Genomic DNA, 25,614 nt, shown 5'->3' on the forward strand with positions numbered 1-25,614 from the left:
ATGACAAAAAAAGCCTGATCCCAATGGACCAGACTGTTACCTTTTATAAGTTTGTATTTTTTGATGATTCCTTACGATTTACTTCATCAATTTTTTGAACAAACATGTGAAAAACTCGCTGCTTCTCTTCTAAGTCTTTTATATACTCTTTTAATTGATTATAACTTTCCTCAAAGGGTTTATGATACCTTTGGCGGATACTCTCAATAATTTCTTCGTTTACGGTTGATTGAATAACTTGCTTGGTAATTCCGTATTTGTATGAGTATACCTTTAATTCTTGTGCCACTTCTTCATATTCTTTATCAATTTCGATAAGGACTGATGAAATATCATCCTTCCACTCTTCTAGTGATTTCTGTAAATAGGATTTAACCATTGTGTCTTCCATCATTGCACCCGCCCTAATAAAGTCTACTGTTACCTTTATTATAACGGTGATTGTTTACAGCCTAATTTCTAGTAGTTTACAAAGCTATATCAATAAATAGGATAATATTCCGATTTACATTAAATAACTAGTTTAATAGATACATACTATAAAACGGCATCTATCATAATTGGGACATTTTGCGTAATATTGTTTGCATTTCCTAAATCAATATTAATGATTAAAGAATAGTTAAATTTACTTTGATTTGTTTTAATATCGTCAGGAACATTGATTAAGAACGAAATTTTTCCAGTCTGGTTTGGACTACTCTCAAGAGAACAGAAAACGGAAAGACTATTTACTATTTCTTCTACAAATGCCTGGGAATCAATCCCTACTAGATCGATATCATATCTTTTTATTTTATTTTTCATCAGTCCGCCAGTTATCTCAATGGTACCGTTAATAACACTTCCGGCTTCATATACCTTTTTATCCAAGTGTACCATTGTTTTTGGCAAGCCAATCTTTAGCTTTGTTAAATAATCTTTTAATGTCATCTTCTTCACCTGTTCCCTAAAAATAGGCATAAATAAAAGACCAACAGTAAGTCAAGCTGCTTAAAGTGTTACTCAAAACAAAAAAGCCCCTGTACTTGGCGGTCCATGACCTCCTTCGCTTTAGCCGACGAAGTTAGCTGACGGGTAGGATGGCGAAAGAAATTCTCACCCCTTCTACAATAGTAGAATTAACCCCAATAAATTGGTTCCTCCGTACCCAGAATGATGGGTTTTGGCCGAAATATTTAATTTCATGTTGATTATCACGATAATTTTATCCTCAACCTGATTACTTGTAAAGAGTAATTTTCTCGGAAATTTACTGACTAATCTCCAATGTTGTATAAAAACAATGATTTTTCTAGTGTTTGCTCCTGAATCATCGATATTTGACAACTTAGTGCCCTTATTATTTTGTAATTAATTTCGCGAACTCTTCTAAATTGGTTGAATACTTTACATATAGCCGTGGCAGGTAAAAATCTTCGTTTTTGATACCCTTTTTTGAATAAATTTCTGGTGTCGTTGTCAATCCAAATGAATAATACTTTTTCGTTTCAGAAGCTATACGTTCATTAAAACTTCCATATGGATAGGCTAGGGCAATGACAGGTTTCCCTGTTATCCTTCCTATTTTCTCCTTTGAACCTTTTAATTCATAAAGGAGATCTTCTGATTTTGTCAAATCTGGATGTGTAGCCGTATGCGATTGAACAGAAATAACACCAGAGTCAGACATCATTCTTAATTCTGATTGAGTTAAACGATTTACGTTACCGACAAAATCCGATATTACAAAAAAGGTTGCTGTTGGCTTAAAAGTTTCATCTTTTAACTTTTGGAGAATTTCAAAAGCGTTACGATTATTTTTATATCCATCATCAAAGGTTAGAAAAATAGGTTTCTTTATTTTACTAAGTTCATGCCAGCGTTCAAATGTTACTAAGGTATATCCCTGATTTTTCAAATAGATCATTTGCTTTTCGAAATTCTCCGGAGTTACAAATAATTCTTTGGACCCTAGACCGGAATAATGATCAATGGAATGATAAACTAATATCGGTACCTTTTGCTGTGCAAAAACCTGTTCAGGCAAGCAAATTAGAAGAAGAATAAATACTAGTCTTAACACAAAAATAGGCCTCCCCTTTTTTATCCAAGTAAGTTTTACCTAGTATTCCACAGTCCGTATCTTTTATCTCATAAATAACCATGATAAACTGAAAGAACATATCTATTTAAGGAGAGGTTCAATGTCTGATTATAAGGTATTATTTTTAGATATTGATGGAACCATCATTAAGCCGGATGATACCATCGAGGAAACTACGGTCAATGCAATTCGTCAGGTTCAAGAAAAAGGAATAGAGGTTTTTTTAGCAACCGGCAGACCTTTACATGAAATCAGGGATCTTGCGAAAGAGTTAAATGTTCATTCCCTCATTGGGTATAACGGTGCGTTTGCTATTTATCAAGATAAAGACCTATTCCAAGAGCCAATGAACAAGGAGAGTGTCAAACAATTTATTGATATAGCGAAAAAAAATCAACATGAACTTGTCTTGTATACGAAAGACCAAAACTTATTCACTGATTTAGAAACAGATTGTGTAAAAGAATTTATAGATAAGTTTCATTTACATAAAAACGACTCCTATTCACCCTCTGAGGATTATGAAGTACTCGGAATGACCTTGATCAATTTAGAACCAAAGGATGTTGCATTATATAAACAGGAAGATCAAATCCAGTTATCACAAGTAAATCTTGAAGGTATGTTTCATTGTTATGACGTGATTAGAGATCAAGTCAATAAAGGTATTGGAGTTCAATATGTCCTAAAGCATCTCGGCCTTAAGAAGGAAAATGCAATTGCATTCGGTGATGGCATGAACGACAAAGAAATGCTCCTGAGTGTTGGTGAAGGTTTTGCGATGGGAAATGGCCATCCAGACCTCTATCAATATGCTAAACATAAAACCACATCCGTAACAGATTCAGGTATATATAATGGCTTAAAAACATTAGGGATTATTGAGTAAACGAAAGCTGTGCATACCATATTGCACAGCTTTTTTTGCATGATTTTGTTGGTATTTCGTGGTATACGTCTTGTTTTGATAGCTTTTGTCAACCTGCAGGAAAATGGGGTGCACCTTATAGAATTTACTATCCATAGATGTTTTACCGTAAATTGGATAGAAGGGATTTGACCACTATGAAAACTTTCACGTTAAAGGAAGTTTCCAAAAAAATAAATGTTAAGCCAGCTACATTAAAAAAATGGGAAAAGGAACTTGAGGAATATCTTGATATCCCCAGGACTAGACAAGGCGCAAGAATTTATTCGGAGGTAGAACTAGATTTACTCCTGGATATTAAACAAATGTACGAAAACAAAATAAGTACGGAGATGATCCTGCAAAACTTACAAACAAAGGATGAACCTGTAGAAAACGAGATTTCCGAACCCCCGACCTCCTCCTTGCCAATGGTTTCAGAAACTATGCCCGAAGTAACAAATGAGGAGCTTGCCATTAAGAATGCAGATCAATTTTTCGATGCGATGGATAATTATAAACAAACCTTCTTAAGTGAGGTAAAGGATGAAATTCGAAGTGTTCTCCGTAAAGAGGTAGTTGAAGAGGTAAAAAAAGAGATTTCAAAAGGTACCTACTATACAGTGAAGTCCATATCTGATTCCATCTATAAAACGTCTGCTAATACAAAAGCAGAAATTGAGGAACTTTCGGAACACATTGAAAAAACAGCAGAACAGACGACTGAAAGACTTCATTATTTATCAAAAAGTATTGTCAATGCCTCCCATGAAACATCAGAAGAAATTTATACGTTATCAAAGCAATTATCTGAATCTACAGAGGAACTTGCTCACTACGTAGATATTACAAACACAGAAATCAATAGTTTATCGGAAGTTATAGAAAAGGACCGTGAAGAACGCGGGAAAGAACGTGATCATTTCCTACATGAAATCACGCAAAGAGAAGCTGCTTTTCAGGATTTATTAACAAGCTTCCGTGATGTAGCTGCTGCAAAAGAAAAGAAATGGTGGAAATTCTGGGAGTAAAACTATCACGACACTTGCTGCTATGGTCAAATTTTTCAAGTGGAGGGAATCATTATGAACACGAGCGAAGTAGCAAAATTATTAGGGGTGTCAGCAAGTACCATTCAACGATGGGTAAAACAGCTTGAACTGCCAATGGAGCGAAATGAACGTGGGCATTATCATTTTAATAATGAAGATATTGATCTTCTAAGAAACATTCAAACTCAAATCCAAAATGGGACCTTACTTCAAGAAATAGCACCTGTTCAAGAGAAGAAACCTCGGAAAGGAACAGTAAAAGCAACCCCAGAGACAAACGCAGAACTGGAAAGATTGTATACGATTGTTAGCGAATTAGAAGCAAAGGTAAACTCAAAAGCAGATTCTGTCGCCTCCTATCAGCTGCTGCAGCACCGCCGTGAAATAGAAGATTTGCAAATCCAAGTGAAAGATTTATCAAAACAAGTAGAATCACTTCATTCGCAGCTTGATGAGATAACTAAGTCTGCTTTACCTGAAAAGCCACTCGTATTAGATCAAGGAAAGCTAAATAGAAAGAAGAAGAATATCGTCAGCTCCTTGTTTGGATTTTTGGGATAACTAGAAAAGCATAAGCGCCTTGCCCAAGAAAAAAGCATTTCATTTTTTCCCAGGGCCGACAGGCATAAGACGAGCCGGCGAGAAGGGTGGTCTTTACCTTCTTGATGGATTGGCTTATGACCCCGAGCCCCTAGGCGCTGAAGCTAGACAAAGAAAAGCCGAATGTGTTAAGGACACATTCGGCTTTTATATTTTTAACTCAACAAGCGGCTGTGTATATTTTTTAATCATATAACTGCCAAGCACAATACAAACCATGAAGGAGAAGGCAATTAAAAATAAATAATTTTCGGAAATGGCATTCGGTAAAATAGATTGAATTGCCTTAATGATAAACCCATGGAATAAGTAAACATATAGTGTTCTTTCGCCTATTTTCGTTATACGATACTGATTCGATGGGATTAATGGCAAGAAGCCAAAAACTACAATTAAAGTTAAAACATATTGCAATCCTCGCAGCAGCCCATCCGTAAGCTGCATTCCTCCCATATTTTCATAAGAGGTATCCCCTAACAGCCATGGAACAGCATTTTCAGGAAAACTTAATCCAAAAAATAAAAACGTAGTAATGATAATTACTACTCCTGCTGGAACAGCATACTTTGCCCCAATGATTCGTTTTAAATGGTCTCCATTTAATAAGAAACCTAACAAAAAGTATGGAAAGAAAACAAACGTCCGAGATATACTCATAAAGCTTCCGGCTTGCTCAAAATAACCAATTGCTATTCCTACTAAAACCGCGACAAGCAATCCCGCCCATTTTAATCTCGCAAATACATACAGAAGTAAATTCCAGAAGAATAAACTTAGTAAAAACCACAACGACCAATGTGGCTGGAACAGATCAAATTCAAGTGTTTTCTCCTTCCCCACTAAGAAATAGACAACTGAATAGATAATCTGAAAAATAAAATAGGGAATTAAAATCTTTTGAAAAGATTTAAGTAAGTACCCTTTTTTTCGATAGCCTTTGGCAAAATAGCCGGATATCAAAATAAATGCTGGCATATGAAACAAAAAAATAACGGTATATAAAGTAAATAAAACTTTATCTTGATCCTTATATGGGCTAATCATATGTCCGAAAACAACAAGAAAAATTAATATAAATTTTGCATTATCAAAATACTTACTTCTACTTGTAGTCGAAGCCATCCTATCCCTCCAAAACAAAAAGATATTGTAATAAAATTTTATGTTTGTGTATTTATACTATTTTACCTTAGTAATGTTACAAAGGTATTGAATATAAGTTACTTTCTATGTCGGTAAAATTACAATTCCAAAATAATAATCGCAATGTCCTATGTATATTTAACTATTGGTAATAAATTCTATTACCAACTTTTAAGACCTGATGATAAAAATCACATACATAAAAAACAATCCATGATAGTATTCAGAGTAAGTTCTAAATTTTTAAATAATGAAATGGGGTTATAAATTGAACTTTCCACAATTAAAAATTGCACATATCATGCCAAAGGTTCCAGTTTTTCAAGGAGGAATGGGTGTTGGTATTTCATTAAGTAAACTGGCTTCTGCTGTTGCTAATGCTGGCGGAGTTGGAATTATCTCAGGTACTGGTATTACAACAGATGAAATGCGTGATCATATTAGAAAAGCAAAAAGTCTTGTAAAAGATGCTGGCTATATTGGCGTAAATGTCCTGTTCGCAATGAATGATTTTGCAGAAAAAATGAAAGCCGCTCTAGAGGAAAAAGTTGATTTTATTATTTCAGGGGCAGGAATTTCAAGGGATATGTATGCTTGGGGCAGACAGGCTGGCATTCCCGTCATTTCCATTGTTTCTTCTGCCAAATTAGCAAGAATTTCAGAAAGACTCGGCGCTGCAGCAGTAGTGGTTGAAGGCTTTGAAGCTGGCGGACATCTCGGAACTGACAGACCGATGTTTGACATACTTCCAGAAGTAGTGGAAGCAGTATCGATTCCTGTTCTCGCAGCTGGTGGTATCATGACTGGCGAGGATATCGCAAAAGCTCTTTCAATGGGGGCATCTGGGGTTCAGATGGGCACTAGATTTGTAGCAAGTGAAGAATGTGACGCTCCACTAGCATTTAAACAGAAATACGTTGATGCTCGTAAAGAGGATACTTTGTTAGTCAAAACAACGGTTGGCTTACACGGCAGAGTAATTGCTAATAACTTTTCCAACTTAATTAGTGGGCCAGACAAATTAAAAATTGCCAAATGTCATGATTGTTTAAAAAATTGCTCTTATCGCTTCTGTACGCTCGATTCCTTACTCGTATCAGTTGCAGGCGATGTGGAAAATGGACTTGTCTTTGCTGGCGCCCGAGTAGATGAAATCAAGGAAATTCTTCCTGTCCAGCAAATCATGGATAATCTGACAACAGAATATCAAAACGCTATGCAGTAATAAATTAACTTAATAAAAAGAGACAACCACATTTTTGAGGTTGTCTCTTCTCATTAAGGTAAATTTTTTATTTTATTCATGATGGATGTCCTTGGTTTTGGGTCTGGAATAATCTCAGGGTAACCAATTCCCAATACACCAATAAGGTTATAATTTTCAGGAACTTCTAATATTTCCTTGTTTTTTGCTGTAATTCCGATAGATGACCAAAATGTGCCTACCCCTTCTGACCATGCCGCTAAATTAAAGTTTTGAACAAAACAAGCTGTTGCCAAAGCGTTTTCCTCTTTTTCAACCGCCGAGGCACCATGTTTAGATACTACAGCAATCAGTACAGGCGCATTTCCAAAATCACTCTTATGTTTGAGTTTTGCCCTCGTATCAGGACCAATAAAATATACTTCCCATGGTTCTGTCATTCGGTGATTAGGAGCCATTTTTGCAGCCTCTAACCATGAATATATCAAATCAAGATTAACAGCATCTGATTTGAATTTTTTTATAGTACGCCGGCTTTTAATTACATCAAGAATATCCAATGTACCCCCTCCTCATACTGTTGAAAATCCACATTAATCTATCATATGTTCCATTTATTAAAATATTTATACAACCTAAAGAATCTGAATTTTCTGCCGGACCTTTTAATAATAATCTTTTGTTCCTTCTAACTGATATTTCGGCTGTATGTCTACCGCACCTATACTGAACAAGCCTTTCTTGAATCCAAGAAAGATGAAGAAAAGTGATTGTACAAAGAAGAATATCCCCCATCCTTGAGCTGGTATAAATACTGTTAATTGAGATAGGTTTGTTGCGTCCCCAGCTGCGTGAGGCTGAATTAGGCTAATCATGAAAATATCATAGGCAGTACTTACTGATTCTACTAAAATGACGCAGGCAATTAACAATACAAGATTATGAATTACTTTTTGGCTTCCTTTAATAAGCAAGGCTAGAAATAAAAAACCAAAGGATGCAAGCCAGAATAAACCATAGGGATTCCGGACCCATAAGATAAAATTAATTAGTATTAATCCTAATAGCATATCGATGAAAAATGTATGTTTATTTTTTTTGATTAACCAAAACGAAATATATGCCATGAACGAAGAAATCAAATAACCTGCCGCACAAGTGATAAAGTCAATAATCCATATTGATTGTGTTCCGTGTGTAACCCCATCACCATTCATAAACAATGAAATGGATTCAACATTCCCCCAAAACAGAGCAATAAATGCGTGTCCAGATTCATGGATCACCGTATTAATAATTCTAAAATAATCACCTAATATCGGAAGGTGTATTAAGATAAATGCCAACCCAAGGAAGAGGAAAAATTTAATACTAAGCTTTTCTTTTATATATTCCAATTTACTTCCCCCTCTTTTCACTAAGCTTTCTTTTTTACTCTATCTTACCACTTTTCTTTATATTCTGAAAAATTTTACTTTTTATTTTGTGGGATAAAATTGACCTCAAGAAAGAGGTCGACTCGACAAACCACCAACCTTTGTGTTACCATTAAGTTGTTGGTATTTGCTAAAGAGATTTTTTTTTAGGAGGAATGAATTTGATAGAGTTTAAAGATATTGTGAAAAAGTATAGAAATAAAACGATTATAAAGCCCTTCTCGATTGATATTGAAGCAGGTCAACTCGTTGTTTTTATTGGACCCAGCGGTTGTGGGAAAACTACATTATTAAAAATGATTAATAAATTAATTCAGCCATCCGCAGGGAAGATTTTTGTGAACGGTAAGGATATTTCCAACATGGATGCCATCGAGTTGAGGAGAAATATTGGCTATGTTATCCAAAATACAGGTCTCTTCCCTCACATGTCGATTAGAGAGAATTTGGAATTAATTCCAAAACTAAAAGGTGAAGACCCAAATAGAATTGCTGAGAAAACAGAGGAACTTCTCCATGTAGTCGGATTAAATCCTAGTGAATTCTTAGACCGTTTTCCAAAAGAATTAAGTGGTGGACAGCAGCAAAGAGTTGGGGTAGCAAGAGCCTTTTCAACGGATTCAGATATAATTTTAATGGATGAGCCCTTTAGTGCCTTAGATCCCGTAACTAGAAATTCGCTGCAGGATGAACTCGTTCAAATGCAAAAGGAACTCAACAAAACCATCATTTTCGTCACCCATGATATGGATGAAGCCATAAAAATAGCCGACAAGATTTGTATATTAAAAGAAGGCGATATTCTCCAGTTCGACACCCCTGAAAATATTCTTAAGAACCCAGCCAATGAGTTTGTCGAAGGATTTATAGGAAAGAGAAGAGTTTGGAATAACCCTGAATTATTAATGGCTGAGGATATTATGATTCCTAACCCTGTAAAGATTACTACTAAGCGAACCGTATTACAGGCTATTGAGATAATGAAATCCAATAAGGTCGATAGCTTAATGGTAACCGACAAAAATAATATTTTAATAGGCTTGGTGACTTTAAAAGGAATTCAACTACTAAACCGAAATTCTGAGATTGATAGTGTAATGGAGAAAAATGTCCTAGCAGTTACTGAGGATAGTAACTTAATTTCCATTTTGGCAACGATGAATGAACATAAAATTGGCTATGTGCCTGTTATCAATCATTCAAAGCAATTAACTGGACTCATAACGAGAAGCAGTATTTTGTCGGCTTTAAGCAGCCAACTAATTGATTTGGAGGTGGCCTTTTAATGAGTGATTTTTATAACTATTTAAGTACAAACTACGAACAGATACTAAATTTACTAGGTCAACATATTTATTTAAGTATTATTTCTGTCCTCGTTGCGGTTATTGTCGGTATTCCGTTAGGCATTTTAATTTCACGGCAGCCAAAGCTATCTAAGCCGATTATTGGAACAACGAACATTATACAGGCAATACCAAGTTTGGCCCTGCTAGGATTCTTAATTCCCTTCATTGGTATCGGCAGTGCCCCTGCCATCGTAATGGTTGTCCTTTATTCTCTTCTTCCAATCGTAAAGAACACATATACAGGATTAACGAATATAGATCCTGACATTCTGGAAGCCGCCAAAGGTATCGGTCTGACCAAGAGTCAAACAATGAAAAAGGTTCAGCTGCCGTTAGCTTTTCCGATGATTATGGCGGGTATCAGAATTTCTGCAGTAACAGCAGTCGGATTAATGACCATCGCAGCATTCGTTGGTGCAGGAGGCCTTGGTTATCTCGTATTCTCTGGTGTACAGACCGTTGATAATTACATGATTCTTGCAGGTGCAATTCCAGCCTGTATCCTTGCCCTATTAATCGATTTTGTTGTTGGTAAACTTGAAACGAAATTTTCCTACAGTAATAAACGAAAATCAGCATCTAAAAGTAGTAAAAAGGTAAAACGTTTAGTAATTGCAATTACTAGTATTATCTTAGTTGCTGCTGGTGCCTTTACTGTATATTCAAAGGCTAATGCTGCAGATAAAATTGCCGTAGGCTCTAAGAATTACACTGAACAATTGATTCTTGGGAATATGCTGGCTGATTTAATTGAGAGTAATACGGATATTGAGGTAGAAAGAAAACTGAATCTCGGCGGCTCACAGGTAGCCTTTAGTGCTATCAAAAATGGTGATGTTGATATGTTTGTAGAATATACAGGGACCGGACTAGTGAATATTCTTAATCAAAGTCCACAAAGTAATCCTGACAAGGTTTATGACTATGTAAAAAAGGAATTCAAGGAGAAGTATGGTATCGACATGTTAAAACCACTTGGATTCAATAACACCTATGCATTAGCAGTACGTCAAGATAGTGCTAAACAATATAATTTAAATACCATCTCCGATCTTGCTAAAGTAAGTGAAGGCATGATTATGGGTCCTACCATTGAATTTCCAAATCGGGAAGATGGATTAATCGGTCTTTCTAAGACCTACAATTTGAACTTTAAAGATGTAAAAGCAATAGACGGAGGATTGCGCTATACTGCGCTTGATAATCATAAGAGTGATGTCATCGATGCCTTTTCTACTGATGGATTAATTGAAGAATTTGGATTAAAGGTATTAGAGGATGATAAAAACTTCTTCCCTCCTTATTATGCTGTTCCCATTGTCAAAGAAGAGACATTAAAAAAACACCCCGAACTTAAAGAAGTACTAAATTCACTTGCTGGTATACTGACAGATGATAAAATGCGAAAGCTTAATTACAAAGTTGACAGCCTGAAGGAATCACCAGCAAAGGTAGCAAAAGAGTTTTTAAAAGAGGAAGGTTTAATAAAATAAATGATGAAGCCGGCGCTGCCGGCTTTTTTTAATCCTCCATAAAATGGACCACTCTCTCATAGGTTTCATCATCCCCAATAATGAGAAGAACGTCGTCTTCAAGAATCAATGCGTAGGGCCCAGGAGAAATAATTAATTCTCCCTTTCTCTTCATCCCAATCACGGTCCCACCTGTATTTTGCCAAAATTTCACTTCTGAAATCGTCTTGCCGATATGTACACAGCCTTGAAAAACCTCTACCTCAATGGGAGCTAATGGGTTGGTATGTCGCAGCTTTGTCGAATAATCCATGATTTTTCTAACTGACTCAGAAAGCTGCTCATCGATTTTGTTTCTCTCGGTAAAAAGTTTGTTAATTTCTTTTTCAAGGTCCTTTATACTCGCCAAATTCGAAAATCTATGTATATATTTATAAGCATTCTCCCGAGAAGAAATAACAATCCCGCTGCCCTTTGTTGATTGAACAATCTCCACATCTTCTAATATCTTTATTGCTCTTCTTACGGTCTCAGGAGAAACTTTATACTCACTTGCCAAAGTAGATCTTCCATGAATCCTCTCACCTACTTTGAATTTACCATCGTAAATTCGATTCGCTAAGTCGATTGCTATCCGTTCATAAGTTGGTATTTGTGCCCTTTGCATATATTCCTCCACGAAACTAAGTCAATTTTACTTTATTATTCCACTATACTCTAAAAAAATGGGCGATGCGAACAGATAGGTTAAACTTCAAAAAAAAGTGCCAGGCACCCGTGGTGTCTAGCACTCATTTTTATGAATCAAATCTTTCTAGTAATTCAATGATTACTTTAAAGTCCGAGGTGGTATCCATATAAGCATATCTGCCTTTTCCATTATAGAAATTCCCCGTTTGAATAACGGGATACCCCATTTTCTCTAGAAGCTTAATTTTTTCATCCATATTTTTAATTACAAACGAAATATGATGAACACCTTCTCCATGCGTTTCAAGGTGTTTTTTCCAAGTGCTAGGAGAAAGACCTGGCTCAATTAATTCAATTTGAAGCAGCGGAGTGTTAATAAACATATATCTAGAATCACCTTCGGTTGCCTCTCCTTCAAAAACAACCTGAGTAAGCTCGCTTGGTCCTGATTGAATAACTTGTGGTTTTTCAACCCCTAGTAGTTTACAGTAAGCATCTGCTGCTGCATCGAGATCCTTTACAACAATCGCCAGCTGCTCAACCTTATTAGTCCCGAGCAAAGATTCATAGAATTCTTTACTTGGCTCTGTACCCCTTGGTTCAGCACTTTCAAGAAGTTCTACCAGCGTTTTATGGTCATTCAAGGTATCCACATATACATACCTTCCGTCACTTGAAGTAAATTCACCACTTTGGAGTAATGGATATCCATTTTCTTCAAAAATCGGAAGGCTTACCTTAATAGAATCCACATCAAAGGCAATATGATGTATTCCTTCTCCCACTGTATCTAAAAATTCTCGCATTGTACCAGGTTCTTCGTTTGGTTCGATTAGTTCAAATTGCACGGTTGGTGTATTCATAAACACTAATTTACTTCGTGAATTCGTTGGCTTACCGCGAAAAACCACTTTGGAAACCTCACTATCACCTGTTAAGAACCATGCAGGTTTCGGAATCCCGAGAAGTTTAGCAAACATTTCAGAGGTCTTTTCAATATCACGAACAACAAAGGCAAGTTGATTGATTTCATTATTGCCAGCCAAAGGTTTTTTTCCTGTTAACGATTTAGTCAAAATGGTCACCTCTAGTTCTTTTTTCATCCTAGGCCACGGACAGATAATCCACCATCACTCGATATAACTTCTCCAGTAATCGCCCTTGCTTTATCGGAAGCAAGCAGCAAGTAAGCTCCTACATGGTCTTCAGAAGACATTGCAATCCGAAGCGGATTTCGTGATTTAATACTTTTTTCTTTTGTCTCGTTATCTACCATTTTTACAAATGGCTGAAGCGGAGAAATGACATTTAGTGCTGTCAACGTTCCTCCCGGAGCAACAGCATTCACTCTTATATCAGGAGCAAGCTCAAACGCAAGCTGGCGCAATAAACCAATTTGTGCGTGTTTGCTGGCGGTGTACCAGACTCCTCCCCCATCAGGATAGAACCCCGCACCTGACACAGTGAAAATCATATTACCGCCTGTTTTCTTCAATTCCTCCACTGACGCCTTTGCCCCATTGAAATATCCTTTTACATTGATGTCAAACAGGAAGTCATATGCATTTGACATTGCTTCGGGAGTAACAGTTTGGAATTTAGCAAACCCATCAAAAACACCAGCATTCGCAACAAAAACATCTAACTTCCCAAATGCTTCCACGGCCATCCGAACTGCATCAGCATGTGCTTGATAATTCGTAACATCTCCCTCGATACATTGCACAGAATCACCAAACTGCTGCTTTAGTTGATTCAGTCCCTCTAATGATTTATCGAGAACGGTAAGCACTGCTCCTTCTTTCACAAAAGCTTCTGTTACTGCCTTTCCGATACCAGAAGCACCACCAGTCAAATAAACTGATTTACCACTTAACTGAGCCATAAATACTGCCCCTTCCTGCTACGAAAGCCATTACACAAAGATAGCTAAATTTCTTGTATTAATAGTCGTTTGGTCAACAATGAAAAAGCGTTTCGATAGTTTCCATTCTCCATTTTCAAAAATAAATTCATCTAGTCGTTCACCAGATATTAAATCGTGATGAATATCGGTACTGCGACTGCGGTAAATCATCAAATAACTGTTTACCACTGCTTTTTCATTTGGCTTATAATCTATCAGCCGCACATTGTTCACTAATCTTCTAGTTCGGGAAGGAGGAATTTCAGCCCATGCATAATCCGTTTTTAGACGATCCACACGAATTTTCAATAATTCAATGTCATCATCAAATGCATACATATCTAAGGCATAATCTGGGCGTTCTGTACCCTCCTTATTAACACGGACCGGCATTTGATATTTTAATGATGGGTGCATTAAACTAAACCACCCATCAAAATCAATATCATCTAACAGTTTCGCTTCCTGATAGAGCCATTGTTCAAATTCGTATGTCGCTAGCATCTTCTCAATTGTCATAACTTCTCCCTCAATCCTTTAATATTTTTTTGTCAAAAGTCATGAAAAGTGTGAGAGCAACCTCACTTAGTCATTAAGTCAAGCCAGTAACGATAAAAATTTCTTTGATTGGCTTCAGTAAATTTATCATCATAAACGACACCTGGACCAACGAATTCTGTGACTGGTTTACGGTGCAAGCCCATCGTGTAATTAAATGTAAGCTGTTTTACTAATGGCATCGTACCAGAGGCAGCAGCTGTAATGTCTGTGAATACTTCTGTGTCATCCTGTTCAAATATACCTGAAGGGCTAAATGTCAGAATAAATGATTCTCGTGAGCGTCTTTTCCAATCCTCTGGAGCATTTTTCTCAACTAAAAACCATGTAATTACTTCCATTTTGTCCACAGATATTGGTCTCCAAATGCGCATAGAAGTATTAGAGATTAACTGGCCTTTAATTTTTGTATGAGAAATTAAAAACGATAGGTTAGGAAAGATGTTTCCGATCATATTCTTAAGATTAGATAGAACCTCGTATTGTTCTTCCGTTAGATTTGCTTTGTACTCATCCTTTAATTCTTCAGGGAAGGCGAAGTCTGGATTCGGTGTGCCAAGGTTCAAACCATGCCCATTATTGGTGTGGATTTGATAGCCTTTTTTTGAATAAGTTGCACTTGGGACCATTCCTAATTTGGCAATAGAACCGTGAGTAACCATCGTATGATAGGAATCACCTACGAAGTTATCTGCTCCGATTTTCCAATTGGAATGAATAACGAATCTTTGCGGAGGTCCCATAACTTCCATTTCTGCTCTTCCTGCAAATATATCAATATACCATTTAAAATCGCCTAAAAAAGCATCTAAAGACTCTACTTCATCATTCCAAGTACCAAATATTAGTCCTTTGTATGACTCCACTCTAATTTTGTGTAAACCCAGCTGAGATTTATCTAAGTCAACACCGTAAATGTCTTTTTGTAATGGAATACCGACACAATCTCCATTGTTTTTAAAATTAAAGCCGTGATAAGGACAAGTAAATAATGACTTATTGCCAGCATCTGCGCGACAAAGCTTCATCCCGCGGTGTGTACACATATTGTATAGGCCACGGATTTGATTATCAGCACCTCGAGAAATAATGACCGAATAACCAGACACATCCCTTGTGATGAAGTCATTTTTGTTAGGAATTTCTGATTCATGTCCAATAAATACCCAAGTTTTTAAAAATACTTTTTTGTGCTCTAAATCATATATCGTTGGATCACCAAGAAGATAGGCAGGAATGGCTCCCGTGTCAGGTTTAACGGTTTCATTTAAGTATTCAATGGCTTCTTTTTGAGACATCTCTTCTAAATTAATGTTCGTTTTGTACATTGCCCTTTCCTCCTAAATATAGTTTGCATTGCTACTCATTCAGGGGAAAAAGCAATTAATAACGTTTACCCCTTTATGTTATTATTAAGGTTCTTTCCTATAAATAATTTAACCGACTTGGATAACAGCATCTTTATTTTTCAATGATGACAATACACTAAGAGCAGCCAAATAACTCGTTTTTGGATTATTCGGCATAGGATCATTTTCAACCTTTAGAGATAATGTGCCAAAGGATCCTGCTGCTTCGATATTATGACTATTTTTCTTAATACCTGGATCAGAAATGATTTTTACTCGGGTTTTATCCGGTCCTAATCCTGCAAGGGACAAAATGATTGAAACATTGATGTTTTTTGGGAATAACTCAATGGCATCACGAGCAGAACCCTCAAAAAGAACCTGTTCTATATCCAATGGTGCACCCGGTAAAGCCTGAGGCGGCTTCCTTGTAATAATCGAAACACTGTCGAGTTCACCATTGGATTTCGCTGCTTTTAAGACATCTAATCCCCCAATTGCACCGGAGGGGAGGTATATTTTTTTGCCATTCTCCTTGCAGATTTCTTCCAACGAATGAATAAAATTCAGATCACTGAGAGCACCAACACTGCTAAGTACTAAATCCTTACCACTGCTTAGAACCTGAGCAGCATACTCTTTCACTACTTCGACAGTAGCAGCTTCGATAACTAAGTCTATATTCGACTGTAATAGTGATTGAATATCATCAAAGACTTCAGTATCAAATTCAGCTGCTAGCTGCTGTGCCGATTTTGGATTGCGGGTATAAATGCCAACAATTTTGGAATTTACTAGGAGATTATTGGTATTAATACTTTGAAGTAGGAATCTGCCAATGTTTCCACCGCCGATTAAGCCGATATTCATCTGACGATCCTCCTTATCAGTTGCCTAACCCGTAGGAATCTGCAAAATATTCTAACCCACAGTGCCTTGTTTCACGAGATAGTCCACTTTCTTTTAGACCTGGGAAATCAAGATGGAGGTCTTGGAAAACGGTATGGTTATTATGAAAAACAGCTCCTGCTTCTAATTGGTCTGCCAATTGGATTGCCAGTTCTTCATCCTCGGTCCAAACCGACGCTCTTAAGCCGAATTCGCTGTCATTTGCAAACTTAATGGCTTCTTCTACGGATGTAAAAGGCAAAATAGGAATAACAGGACCAAATTGTTCCGCACGAACAATTTCACTATTTTGATCTGCACCCGTAATAATCGTTGGTAAGATAAAGTACCCTTGATCCCATGATTCAGGATCTATCTGAATTCCAGCTGAAATGATATTTGCACCCGAATCAGCTGCACGTTTAATTAACCCTTTAACATAGTCATATTGCGATTTATTATTTAAAGGTCCCATTTCAACATCAGGCTGCATTCCATTGCCAACCCTGATTCTTTGAAATTCTTTTTTTAGTTTTTCTACGACCTCTTCATACCTTGATTCATGTACATAAATCCTTTTTATAGCTGAACATACCTGGCCTGCAGCGCGAAGTACTCCGAAACGAAGACGTTTAATACTATCTTCATCAAGATTAGCATCTTCAAAAATAATGGCGGCATCATTTCCACCCAGTTCCATATAAAGGTTCTTTACAGTACCTGAAGCTGCACGCATGATCTCTTTTCCCGTTTCAGTACTGCCCACGAAAGCAATCGTCTTTACTCTTGGGTCAGAACAAAGCATCTCTCCAATCACACTACCCGAACCTGTTACAACATTAATGACTCCTGCTGGGAAATAGGAAGCCACCACCTTTAAAAATGACATAATTGTGAGCGGACAATTTGTAGCTGGCTTAACCACTACAGTATTTCCTGTCAAAACAGCAGGAATCACTCGCTTAAAGGTTAAAATCATCGGCGAGTTCCAAGGTGAAATAACGGCAGTGACACCACGTGCACGTTTTCGAATTTGCACCTTTTGATTGCCTGGCAATATTTCCGGCTTCCACCATTCAAGAAGTTCATCTGCTGCTTGGTGCATAATATCTACACAGCGCAGCAAATCTTTCTTTGCTTCCACTAGTACTTTTCCATTCTCACGTACTAGCAAGGTTACATTCTCTTCAACTTGTGCTTTTATTTCCTCAGCTGCCAAATGCATGCTGCTTGCTCGTTCCTCAATATTGCTGTGGGACCAGTTCTCGTATGCCTTTTCGGCTGTAGCAATCGCATGATCAACATCTACTTTGGAGCATAAAGCTACTTCCCCGACAACTTCATCTATATATGCTGGATTGGTGACATTAGCTTTTTTTTCTGCTTCATACCAATTACCGCCAATCAAGTACTTACCTGAAACAAATGGATATGTTGAGATCATTCTTTTCCCCCCTTAAAGCTTTCTCGGTTTGAATGCATCTGCTGCGCCTGGAGGTCCTCCAAATGGCTTTGCCATTGGTCCCACAGCTTCCATATCAACAACAATAATAGCTGGTTTTTTAGTATCAACTGCTTTTTCAAGTGCTGAGACAAATTCATCAGGTGAGCCGATTCTAGTAGAATCAAATCCCATAGATTGTCCTAATAGTACAAAATCAGGACTTAAGAGATCGACTGCTACTTGACGTCCGTAGGCAGCATCTTGAATATTTCGGAGTACCCCATAGCCAGCATCATCGAACAATACCACGATTAATGGTAAATTTTCTTGAGCAGCAGTTGCCATTTCTCCTACATTCACCATAAATCCGCCATCACCAGCCATCAACACTACTTGACGGTCTTTGAAAGCCATTTGTGCGCCAATGGCTGTCGGTAATCCCTGGCCAATTCCTCCACCAGAAGCATGAATAGAAGTACGAGGTTCATAGATTTCAAATAATCGACTTCCCCACACATTTGCTTGGACGGTTACATCACGCACTAATATAGAATCACGCGGCAATATTTTTCGCATGCCATCTAGAATTTGTTCGTATGGACCAAGGGTTGCTCGTAACGCAGCTCGTAATTCTTGTCGTACCGATTGTACTTCATCTAGATATGCCGGGTCAGGATTTATTTCTATATTGGTTAAGTCTTGAATGATTGTATTAAGGATTTGCTTGGCATCACCTACTAGCCCATTGGTAGCTTCGTAGTTCCGATTAATAGCCTGCCAATCTGCATCAATGGCAATATGTTCTTTCGGAACAGGAACTTTCCAGTTCGCAGTTTCGTTTCCTCTAAAACGTACACCAATACTTATCAATAAATCTGAATCCATTAATAATTTTTTCGTTAACTCGTATGCTGCAAAGTGACCGATACACTGAGGATGATCTTCTGGAATACTTCCTTTTCCAGTTTGACTTGTGATAACAGCTGCACCAATTATTTCTGCCAATTGCTTTACTTCATTCGATGCCCCTGCAGAAATCACTCCTCCCCCTGCCCAAATAACAGGACGGCGGGCATTACTGACTTTGGCTACGATTTCTTTGGGTAAATCTATAGCTATATGGCTCGTTGGAGCTGCGAATCTGACTTCTTCAAGAGTATAGTTTGGGATAATTGCAGATTGAAAATCGATGGGAATTTCAAGCGTTACTGGTCCAGATGGAGCAGCTAATGCATCTTGAATCGCTTGTCTAACTACAGCAGCTATTTGCTCCGGTTTTCTTAAACGAAGTGCCTTTTTACAGGCTCCTTCCATCATCGACAACTGATCCTTACATTCGTGAATATATCCTCTTCCCGTACCTAAGTAAGGAGAAGCTACTTCACCAGTAATATGCAGAACAGGCACGCCTGCTGCCCAAGCTTCAATAAGTGAACCGGCAGCATTTCCAGCTCCAGTCCCTGTACTAGTAATGACGACACCCAATTTACCAGTTGCACGTGCATAACCATCAGCCATATTAACTGCTCCGCTTTCACCGCGAGAACAAACGAGGTGAATGCTTCCCTCACGAAGAATCGCATCATAGATTGGCATATTATGGATGCTGACAATTCCGAAAGCTGTCGTAACACCTGCTCGGACTAACTCTTGAACAATAGCATCTGCCGTTGTAAATTCCATTTGAACTTGTGGACTCATCATTTACTCCTGCCTTTATCCGTATTATAGTGCTTTCCCAAGTGCTCCCGCCGTTTCTATCGTAGAACCTGATACATAGCTGGCTTGTTTAGAGGATAAAAAGAGAATGACACTTGCAACCTCTTCTGCTTCCCCAACCCGTCCTAATGGAATATTTCGCTTCTTTGCTAAATCAGCATAATATTCTTCAGGATCCATATCTGGAGCATTTTTCATTCTTCTACGCTCCCATTGATCGGTTCGTATCAAACCTAAGCTGACTGAGTTTACTAGAATATTATCTGGAGCAAGCTCTTGAGAAAGAGTTTTACTTAAATTTAATAGCCCAGCTCTTGTAGCTGCTGTCGCAATCATATGTCGTTCAGGCTCTTTGGCCAGAGTTGCGTTGATATTAATAATTCTTCCACCGCCACGCTTGACAAGATATGGATGGACAGCCTTAACTGCATAAATGATAGCGAAGTATTTTAGTTGGATTTGCTCCTGCCATTGTTCATCTGTTACATCAAAAAAATACCCCATTACACTTTGCCCTGCTGCATTCACCAATATATCAATACCATCAAAAAAAGCAGCAGTACCAATTATAAATGCATTAACATCATCTTTATTCGTTACATCACAGGTTGCCGCATAAATAGAGTCAGCGGACCCAAACTGTAATAGGTAATCTAAAGCTTTTTCTTTCCGCTCATTATTTCTGCCGCATATTGCTACCTTGGCACCTTCTTGCAGGAACATCTCAGCTGTTTTTAAACCGACACCTGATGTTCCTCCCATAATAACAGCCACTTTTCCTTTTAAACCCAAGTCCATATCTACACCCCTTATTATCAAACCTTTAGAGCAGTGCTTTCACGTTTACCCATCCAGGGTCTGGTTCTCCACCCATCGCTGCGCGGGTTTCTGGCTTTGGAGGTCCAGCAATTCCCCATTGGTCCATCAAATGAGGGACACGCTTCCAAACACGGGCTCTCCATTCACTTTCATCTTCAATCGTCTCCAAATAACAGGTATATTCCATGACAAACTTTGCGGGGTCCTGGAAATAACAAAAAATATTATTACCAGGGCCATGACGTCCTGGTCCCCAAATCTCTTGATATCCAGCCTTCCTGACATTGGCAATTCCACGCATTACTTCATCAACCGTATCTACTTCATAAGCAATATGGTTTACTGAAGCATGTTTATCTTGATTAAATGCAAGTGAATGGTGTTTCCGGTTACAGCGAAGGAAAGACATCTGATGCTCGCTCCAATCCGTAACTTTAAAGCCAATAATATTCGTATAAAAATCAGTAATCATATCTAGGTCTGCTGTATTCATTACGACATGATTAAGTTTAACGGGGTCAACATTTTTCTTGTTCCATATGGTTGTATGCATCTCAACCCATGCGGATAATTCGATACAGCGGTTTTCAGGATCAACAAACCGAAGACCATAACCTTTTCCTTCTTCATCTAGATAACCAGGATCGGCTATTATTTTTACTCCTTTAGAAGCTAGGAAGTCTGCTGCTCTATCAACTGCATTTTTATCGACCATACCAAAAGCGATATGGTGCAGTCCTCTCTTTTCTCCAACATGTAAGCTTAAGATATGATTTTCAGGGCCAGCACCACGAAAATATACAGTTTTTTCGTCTTGCGCTACTTTATCTAATCCCCAAATTTTTTCATAAAAATTAGCTTGTTCTTGTAGAACTGGGGTAATTAAACCAATATGTCTTAAGTGGGTAATACCAACCATATTTACACCTCCATTAATGGTTCTATAACTACAACTGTAACATAATAGGGATGATCCCAATGAAAGTTAGAGGACCATCCCCATCAAAGAAGATTTTAAAAAGATATTTTATTTATTTCCGTTGATAATTGCTTCTCTTTCTTTTGCGCGTTGGATACGAAGCTCTTCAAGTGCACTGCCTTCTACATAAGTTGGCAGGTTTGGTTTAACGGCCCCAAGCATTACAAGCATTAATGCTTCTTCATCACCATCGTTGTGAATACCACGGTACACTCCTGGAGGTGAGCTAATGCAATCCCTTTCATTTAAGCGAATTTCGTGCACTTCATCTTTTCCCACCTCTTGAATAAGCGCTTTCACACTGCCCTTAAGAATGAAGAAAACTTCTTCAACATCATCGTGTAAATGTAGGGGACCAATACAGCCTGCTGGAAGAACCATTGTGCTTAGTGTAAAATGTTCAGCTGCAATAACATTTGAATCATTATTAGCTGTAGCTCCACGACCGATATATCTCATTTGAGCTCTTTTGTATTTTGGATCAATTTCTTCTTGAAATTTTAAAACGTTCCAATCTAAACTACGATCTTGTAATCTAGCCACATATTTCTTTTCAAACTCTGCTACATTAAACTTTTCTTCTGCCATCAAAAACACTCTCCTATAAATTTAAATTTTTATTATGTTTTAAATGCAAAACACTGTTTTCTTTATAAACCAATTTTAAATCTCAATACTTTAATTGTCAATTAAAAATATTGAGAAAATTCAAAACACCGTTTTATATTAGTAACAATTTCTTAAATTATAACTCTATTAGAATTCACTTTAAGGCTTCGGACATCGACCGCTTCTTTTTTCAATGTAAAGAGATACGCTGCAAAACCTAATCCTGCTGCCACGATCAACATCACAATCGATGGTCCAAAGTCACCACCTGAAAAATCACGAAGCCAGCCCATAATATAACTTGAAAAACCACCTAAAATGTTCGTAAACCCCATTAAGCCAGCAGCACGACCTGCCGTTGCTGGTGTAGAATATTTTACAATAAATAGATTACTTAAATGAAAGACTCCACCCTGCGTTCCCATTGCTAGTCCCATACAAATTCCTGCAATAACAGGATGAGGAGCAAGTATAGCTGACGCTAGAAAAATCGCAGTTAAACTAAATAATATAGTAGCGAGTAAGCTAGGGCGCTTTGTTTTGTCCGCTAAATATCCGCAAGCTAGTACGAAGCCTAGAGCAAACAGCCAAGATAATGAGGTGATACCAGTCATGGCCTCTCTTGAGAAGCTTTTTGCTTCAACTAAGTAGGTAGGGAGCCAAATACTGATTCCAAAAAATAAAAAGGAAGACATAAGCATTCCAAACCAAACAATCCAATAACGATAATCTTGCGTGAAATTTTGCTTTGGTTTTATTTTTTCATTTGGATCAGGAGTGCGAATATACGCTAATTCCTTTTGATCGATACGGTGATGTTCTTCAGGTGTATCCCTTGTTAAAAATACAAACATCGGAATGACGATGAAAAGGTTAAATCCAGCTAAAAAGAAAAAGGCAGCTTCCCAATGAAAAGTAGCGATTACTAAGCTTAATATCACCGCTCCGCAGGCAGGTCCAAAGTAGTTTCCAGCCAGCCATGAAGATTGAGCTCTTCCAAGCTCGCGATGGTTAAACCAATTGGAGATAAATTTCCCACAGACAGGAATCATCATCCCTTCACCAAATCCTAGGATCACACGGCTTACAAGAAACATCTCATAGGAAGTTGCCAGTCCTCCAAATATCATCGTGAGTGTCCAAATACAGAGGCCTATGATCGCTGTTTTTCTAGCTCCTAGTTTATCAATAATAAAACCCCAAAATAGATTAGAAAAAGCATAGGACACGGTAAAGATGAATGTGATGAAGCCAATTTTTGCGTTTTTATCTGCTCCTGTTATACCTAGGTCTGCTAGGAAGGACGGATCAGTTTGGATAATTGAAATGCCTAACTTATCAATTTGTCCAAAAAACCAAAAGAAAAAGATTGGGACTGCAATATAAAGCCACCTTTTGTTCCCCATCAACATATAATCCCCCCTTAAATAAATTATGTTTCATATAGAAAACATCGTTTTTCCTTAATTTAATTTTAAATTTATAAGAATATTATGTCAATACATATTCAAAAAAATGTTTCGTTATCAAAATAATGTTTTATATACGAAACAAAATCAGATATTAATCACACAAAAAAAAACTTGCGTTTGCAAGCCTTTTCTACTTATCTAGTTTTTTAAATGATATCCCATATAGCTAGACAATTTTGCTGATGTTTCTAATGCTCTAGGCAGTGCTACTTTCTCGATGAATTCATTATGGAATGTTGTTTCAGTAGCTACTACATTTACAGCTGCCAAAACCTTTCCAGAACGGTCGAAAATCGGCGCAGCCACTGATTGAATTCCTAACGTTAATTCTCCTTTGGTAATCGCATATCCTTTTTTACGAATTCCTTCTAATTCTTCCTGTAAATCTAATAAATCAGTTTGGGTCCTATCTGTATAAGGTTTTAAATTTGATCCATATAAAACCATATTTAATTGTTCCTTCGATTGGTATGCTAGCTGCACCTTTCCATTTGCAGTTGCATGGGCAGGGAGTCTAAGTCCAATATTAACATTAATGGCTGAAATGCCTCTAACAGGGGCGCTCCCTACATAAACAACTTCATGTCCATCCAATATCGAAAGATGACAGGATGCTCCTGTTTCATCTCTTAAGTTTTCAATATATGGCTGCGCAATTTCCGGAAGCTTTAAACTACTTAAGTATGAAAACCCAATTTCTAAAACTTTAGGTGTTAAACTGTATCGCTTAGTGGCTTCATCTTGAGCTAGGTAACCAAGTGATTGAAGAGTAAATAATAACCTAAATGGTACTGTCCGGCTTACGTTTAGTTCTTTTGCAATTTCGACCAATGATAATGTCTGCCGTTCCTCACCAAACAACTTTAATATTTCTAATCCTCTTACTAATGCATTGGCATTATATCGTTCTTTATCATCCTTTGTCATCGTTCCCACACCTCCCTTGAGCGGTTAATATTCTGTGATTTAACTAAGAAAGTCCAATACAATTTTATTAAAGCTGTTCGGATTTTCCTGATAACATAAATGTCCTGTTCCCGGAATGATTACTAACTCTGAATTTTTTAGCTGTTTATGGAAAATCTCTGACTCACTTACCGGGGTTACCTTATCGAATTCTCCACAAATAATAAGTGAGCGAGTCGTAATAGAGGATAACATGTTCATTTGGTTTAAATGAAATAAAGAATATGCAACTGATCGGTACCCCATAGGTCTTACCTGTGACATAATTCTTTCCGCTTCCTTTTTGACTTCTGGATCAGGATTTGGCGACAGAAGTTCCTTCACTCTTTTTGCAGCAATTTCCTTTGGATCTAATGTATTAATATTATTAAGGCGTGCTGTTAACCTCTTTTGATTTTCTTCCATACTTAACGATGCGGATCCCCTTGTAGCATCTGAGATGATTAAAGTTTCCACCATTTCAGGAAATCGATAACAAAAATCCAGTGCAATCGCAGAACCCATCGAATGTCCTAAGAGAGTTACAGATTTATAGTTTAGGGCATCTATAAATCCTTTTAAAATATCTGCAAACTGACTAAACTCCTTGAATTCCTCTTTAGGGTCTGAACTCTTTCCATATCCTGGTGCATCCCAAGCGATCACCGTATAATTTTCACTTAGCCCAGCTAATTGATTTTTCCAGGATTGAGAATTGTTACCCATCCCATGGAGTATGATTATCGGGTTTCCGTTCCCTTCTTTCTCATAATGAATAGATAAATCCTCTACGGATAAATACGGCATTTTCTACCTCCTCTATGCTTATTTGTTTTTTCAGCAAAACATTGTTTTTCTTTTACATAATATAACATTATAACAATTAGTCAACGGAATTTTCAGATTAATTAAGATTTTTATCGGTGTTAAAAGACGCAGGACAGGAAAATGTTGTATAATATTAACGAATCTTGTAATTAACAAGCT

General features: G+C 37.4%; 26 protein-coding genes and 1 riboswitch. Of the genes, 6 read left to right on the top strand and 20 right to left on the bottom strand.

The window, feature by feature from the left end:
- Window positions 1–43 precede the first annotated feature (43 nt).
- The 3 genes from QNH48_RS19940 to QNH48_RS19950 form a co-directional block, all read right to left on the bottom strand.
- The gene (locus tag QNH48_RS19940; protein ID WP_095249704.1) at window positions 44–391 is read right to left on the bottom strand and encodes a hypothetical protein; all 348 of its coding nucleotides are present in this window, start codon (window positions 389–391) and stop codon (window positions 44–46) included.
- A 146-nt stretch (window positions 392–537) separates the two neighbouring features.
- A complete protein-coding gene (locus tag QNH48_RS19945; protein WP_283951705.1) occupies window positions 538–933 on the bottom strand; it encodes a sporulation protein in 396 nt (131 codons plus the stop codon).
- A gap of 107 nt (window positions 934–1,040) precedes the next feature.
- Window positions 1,041–1,181, bottom strand: a riboswitch (cyclic di-AMP (ydaO/yuaA leader).
- A gap of 161 nt (window positions 1,182–1,342) precedes the next feature.
- Complete coding sequence (locus QNH48_RS19950; protein WP_283951706.1) at window positions 1,343–2,065, bottom strand: polysaccharide deacetylase family protein; 723 nt, start codon at window positions 2,063–2,065, stop codon at window positions 1,343–1,345.
- 121 nt (window positions 2,066–2,186) lie between these two features.
- Here QNH48_RS19950 and QNH48_RS19955 point away from each other — a divergent pair, with 121 nt between their 5' ends.
- From QNH48_RS19955 to QNH48_RS19965, 3 genes are all read left to right on the top strand, one after another.
- Window positions 2,187–2,975 (top strand): HAD family hydrolase, encoded by a 789-nt coding sequence (locus tag QNH48_RS19955; protein ID WP_283951707.1) that lies wholly within the window; start codon window positions 2,187–2,189, stop codon window positions 2,973–2,975.
- 176 nt (window positions 2,976–3,151) lie between these two features.
- On the top strand, window positions 3,152–4,024 hold the full coding sequence (locus tag QNH48_RS19960) for a MerR family transcriptional regulator (RefSeq protein ID WP_283951708.1): 873 nt from the start codon (window positions 3,152–3,154) through the stop codon (window positions 4,022–4,024).
- 54 nt (window positions 4,025–4,078) lie between these two features.
- Complete coding sequence (locus QNH48_RS19965) at window positions 4,079–4,606, top strand: MerR family transcriptional regulator (protein ID WP_283951709.1); 528 nt, start codon at window positions 4,079–4,081, stop codon at window positions 4,604–4,606.
- A 186-nt stretch (window positions 4,607–4,792) separates the two neighbouring features.
- Here QNH48_RS19965 and QNH48_RS19970 read toward each other — a convergent pair whose 3' ends face one another.
- Window positions 4,793–5,767: an acyltransferase family protein gene (locus tag QNH48_RS19970; RefSeq protein WP_283951710.1), complete on the bottom strand. Its 975-nt coding sequence runs from the start codon at window positions 5,765–5,767 to the stop codon at window positions 4,793–4,795.
- A gap of 271 nt (window positions 5,768–6,038) precedes the next feature.
- On the opposite strand from QNH48_RS19970, the gene QNH48_RS19975 reads away from it, so the two are divergent.
- Window positions 6,039–7,013, top strand: a complete 975-nt coding sequence (locus QNH48_RS19975; RefSeq protein ID WP_283951711.1) for an NAD(P)H-dependent flavin oxidoreductase — start codon at window positions 6,039–6,041, stop codon at window positions 7,011–7,013.
- 53 nt (window positions 7,014–7,066) lie between these two features.
- On the opposite strand, the gene QNH48_RS19980 is transcribed toward QNH48_RS19975, so the two are convergent.
- Together QNH48_RS19980 and QNH48_RS19985 are read right to left on the bottom strand one after the other, a co-directional pair.
- Window positions 7,067–7,552 carry a nitroreductase family protein gene (locus tag QNH48_RS19980; RefSeq protein WP_095249694.1) on the bottom strand — a complete coding sequence of 162 codons (486 nt, stop codon included), beginning with the start codon at window positions 7,550–7,552 and terminating at the stop codon, window positions 7,067–7,069.
- Between the two features lie 105 nt (window positions 7,553–7,657).
- Window positions 7,658–8,389: a M50 family metallopeptidase gene (locus QNH48_RS19985; protein WP_283951712.1), complete on the bottom strand. Its 732-nt coding sequence runs from the start codon at window positions 8,387–8,389 to the stop codon at window positions 7,658–7,660.
- 194 nt (window positions 8,390–8,583) lie between these two features.
- Between QNH48_RS19985 and QNH48_RS19990 the strand changes: the two genes are divergently transcribed.
- Together QNH48_RS19990 and QNH48_RS19995 are read left to right on the top strand one after the other, a co-directional pair.
- On the top strand, window positions 8,584–9,714 hold the full coding sequence (locus tag QNH48_RS19990; protein ID WP_283951713.1) for an ABC transporter ATP-binding protein: 1,131 nt from the start codon (window positions 8,584–8,586) through the stop codon (window positions 9,712–9,714).
- The gene (locus tag QNH48_RS19995; protein ID WP_283951714.1) at window positions 9,714–11,270 is read left to right on the top strand and encodes an ABC transporter permease/substrate-binding protein; all 1,557 of its coding nucleotides are present in this window, start codon (window positions 9,714–9,716) and stop codon (window positions 11,268–11,270) included. The genes QNH48_RS19990 and QNH48_RS19995 overlap by 1 nt, the downstream gene beginning before the upstream one ends.
- Before the next feature lie 28 nt (window positions 11,271–11,298).
- Here the strand turns inward: QNH48_RS19995 and QNH48_RS20000 are convergent, their stop codons facing one another.
- The 14 genes from QNH48_RS20000 to QNH48_RS20065 form a co-directional block, all read right to left on the bottom strand.
- Window positions 11,299–11,916 carry a GntR family transcriptional regulator gene (locus QNH48_RS20000; protein ID WP_283951715.1) on the bottom strand — a complete coding sequence of 206 codons (618 nt, stop codon included), beginning with the start codon at window positions 11,914–11,916 and terminating at the stop codon, window positions 11,299–11,301.
- 130 nt (window positions 11,917–12,046) lie between these two features.
- The gene (locus tag QNH48_RS20005) at window positions 12,047–13,042 is read right to left on the bottom strand and encodes a VOC family protein (protein WP_283951716.1); all 996 of its coding nucleotides are present in this window, start codon (window positions 13,040–13,042) and stop codon (window positions 12,047–12,049) included.
- Window positions 13,039–13,824, bottom strand: a complete 786-nt coding sequence (locus QNH48_RS20010) for an SDR family NAD(P)-dependent oxidoreductase (protein ID WP_283951717.1) — start codon at window positions 13,822–13,824, stop codon at window positions 13,039–13,041. The genes QNH48_RS20005 and QNH48_RS20010 overlap by 4 nt, the downstream gene beginning before the upstream one ends.
- A gap of 30 nt (window positions 13,825–13,854) precedes the next feature.
- Entirely contained in the window at window positions 13,855–14,364 is a 510-nt protein-coding gene (locus QNH48_RS20015) for an aromatic-ring-hydroxylating dioxygenase subunit beta (RefSeq protein ID WP_283951718.1), read from the bottom strand.
- 62 nt (window positions 14,365–14,426) lie between these two features.
- Window positions 14,427–15,731: an aromatic ring-hydroxylating dioxygenase subunit alpha gene (locus QNH48_RS20020; RefSeq protein ID WP_283951719.1), complete on the bottom strand. Its 1,305-nt coding sequence runs from the start codon at window positions 15,729–15,731 to the stop codon at window positions 14,427–14,429.
- 108 nt (window positions 15,732–15,839) lie between these two features.
- Window positions 15,840–16,622, bottom strand: coding sequence for an aspartate dehydrogenase (gene nadX / locus QNH48_RS20025; protein ID WP_283951720.1), 783 nt, complete (start codon window positions 16,620–16,622; stop codon window positions 15,840–15,842).
- Between the two features lie 16 nt (window positions 16,623–16,638).
- On the bottom strand, window positions 16,639–18,084 hold the full coding sequence (locus QNH48_RS20030) for an aldehyde dehydrogenase family protein (RefSeq protein ID WP_283951721.1): 1,446 nt from the start codon (window positions 18,082–18,084) through the stop codon (window positions 16,639–16,641).
- Between the two features lie 12 nt (window positions 18,085–18,096).
- A complete protein-coding gene (locus QNH48_RS20035) occupies window positions 18,097–19,785 on the bottom strand; it encodes a thiamine pyrophosphate-binding protein (RefSeq protein WP_481858510.1) in 1,689 nt (562 codons plus the stop codon).
- A 24-nt stretch (window positions 19,786–19,809) separates the two neighbouring features.
- A complete protein-coding gene (locus QNH48_RS20040; protein ID WP_283951723.1) occupies window positions 19,810–20,601 on the bottom strand; it encodes an SDR family oxidoreductase in 792 nt (263 codons plus the stop codon).
- A 25-nt stretch (window positions 20,602–20,626) separates the two neighbouring features.
- Complete coding sequence (locus QNH48_RS20045; protein ID WP_283951724.1) at window positions 20,627–21,541, bottom strand: VOC family protein; 915 nt, start codon at window positions 21,539–21,541, stop codon at window positions 20,627–20,629.
- A 108-nt stretch (window positions 21,542–21,649) separates the two neighbouring features.
- Window positions 21,650–22,189 carry a cupin domain-containing protein gene (locus tag QNH48_RS20050; RefSeq protein WP_179159094.1) on the bottom strand — a complete coding sequence of 180 codons (540 nt, stop codon included), beginning with the start codon at window positions 22,187–22,189 and terminating at the stop codon, window positions 21,650–21,652.
- Window positions 22,190–22,341: 152 nt separating this feature from the next.
- Entirely contained in the window at window positions 22,342–23,616 is a 1,275-nt protein-coding gene (locus QNH48_RS20055; protein WP_283951725.1) for an MFS transporter, read from the bottom strand.
- 204 nt (window positions 23,617–23,820) lie between these two features.
- Window positions 23,821–24,609, bottom strand: coding sequence for an IclR family transcriptional regulator (locus QNH48_RS20060; RefSeq protein WP_133367004.1), 789 nt, complete (start codon window positions 24,607–24,609; stop codon window positions 23,821–23,823).
- A 39-nt stretch (window positions 24,610–24,648) separates the two neighbouring features.
- Complete coding sequence (locus QNH48_RS20065) at window positions 24,649–25,434, bottom strand: alpha/beta fold hydrolase (RefSeq protein WP_283951726.1); 786 nt, start codon at window positions 25,432–25,434, stop codon at window positions 24,649–24,651.
- Window positions 25,435–25,614 lie beyond the last annotated feature (180 nt).

This window comes from Neobacillus sp. YX16 (assembly GCF_030123505.1).
Taxonomy (GTDB): domain Bacteria; phylum Bacillota; class Bacilli; order Bacillales; family Cytobacillaceae; genus Neobacillus.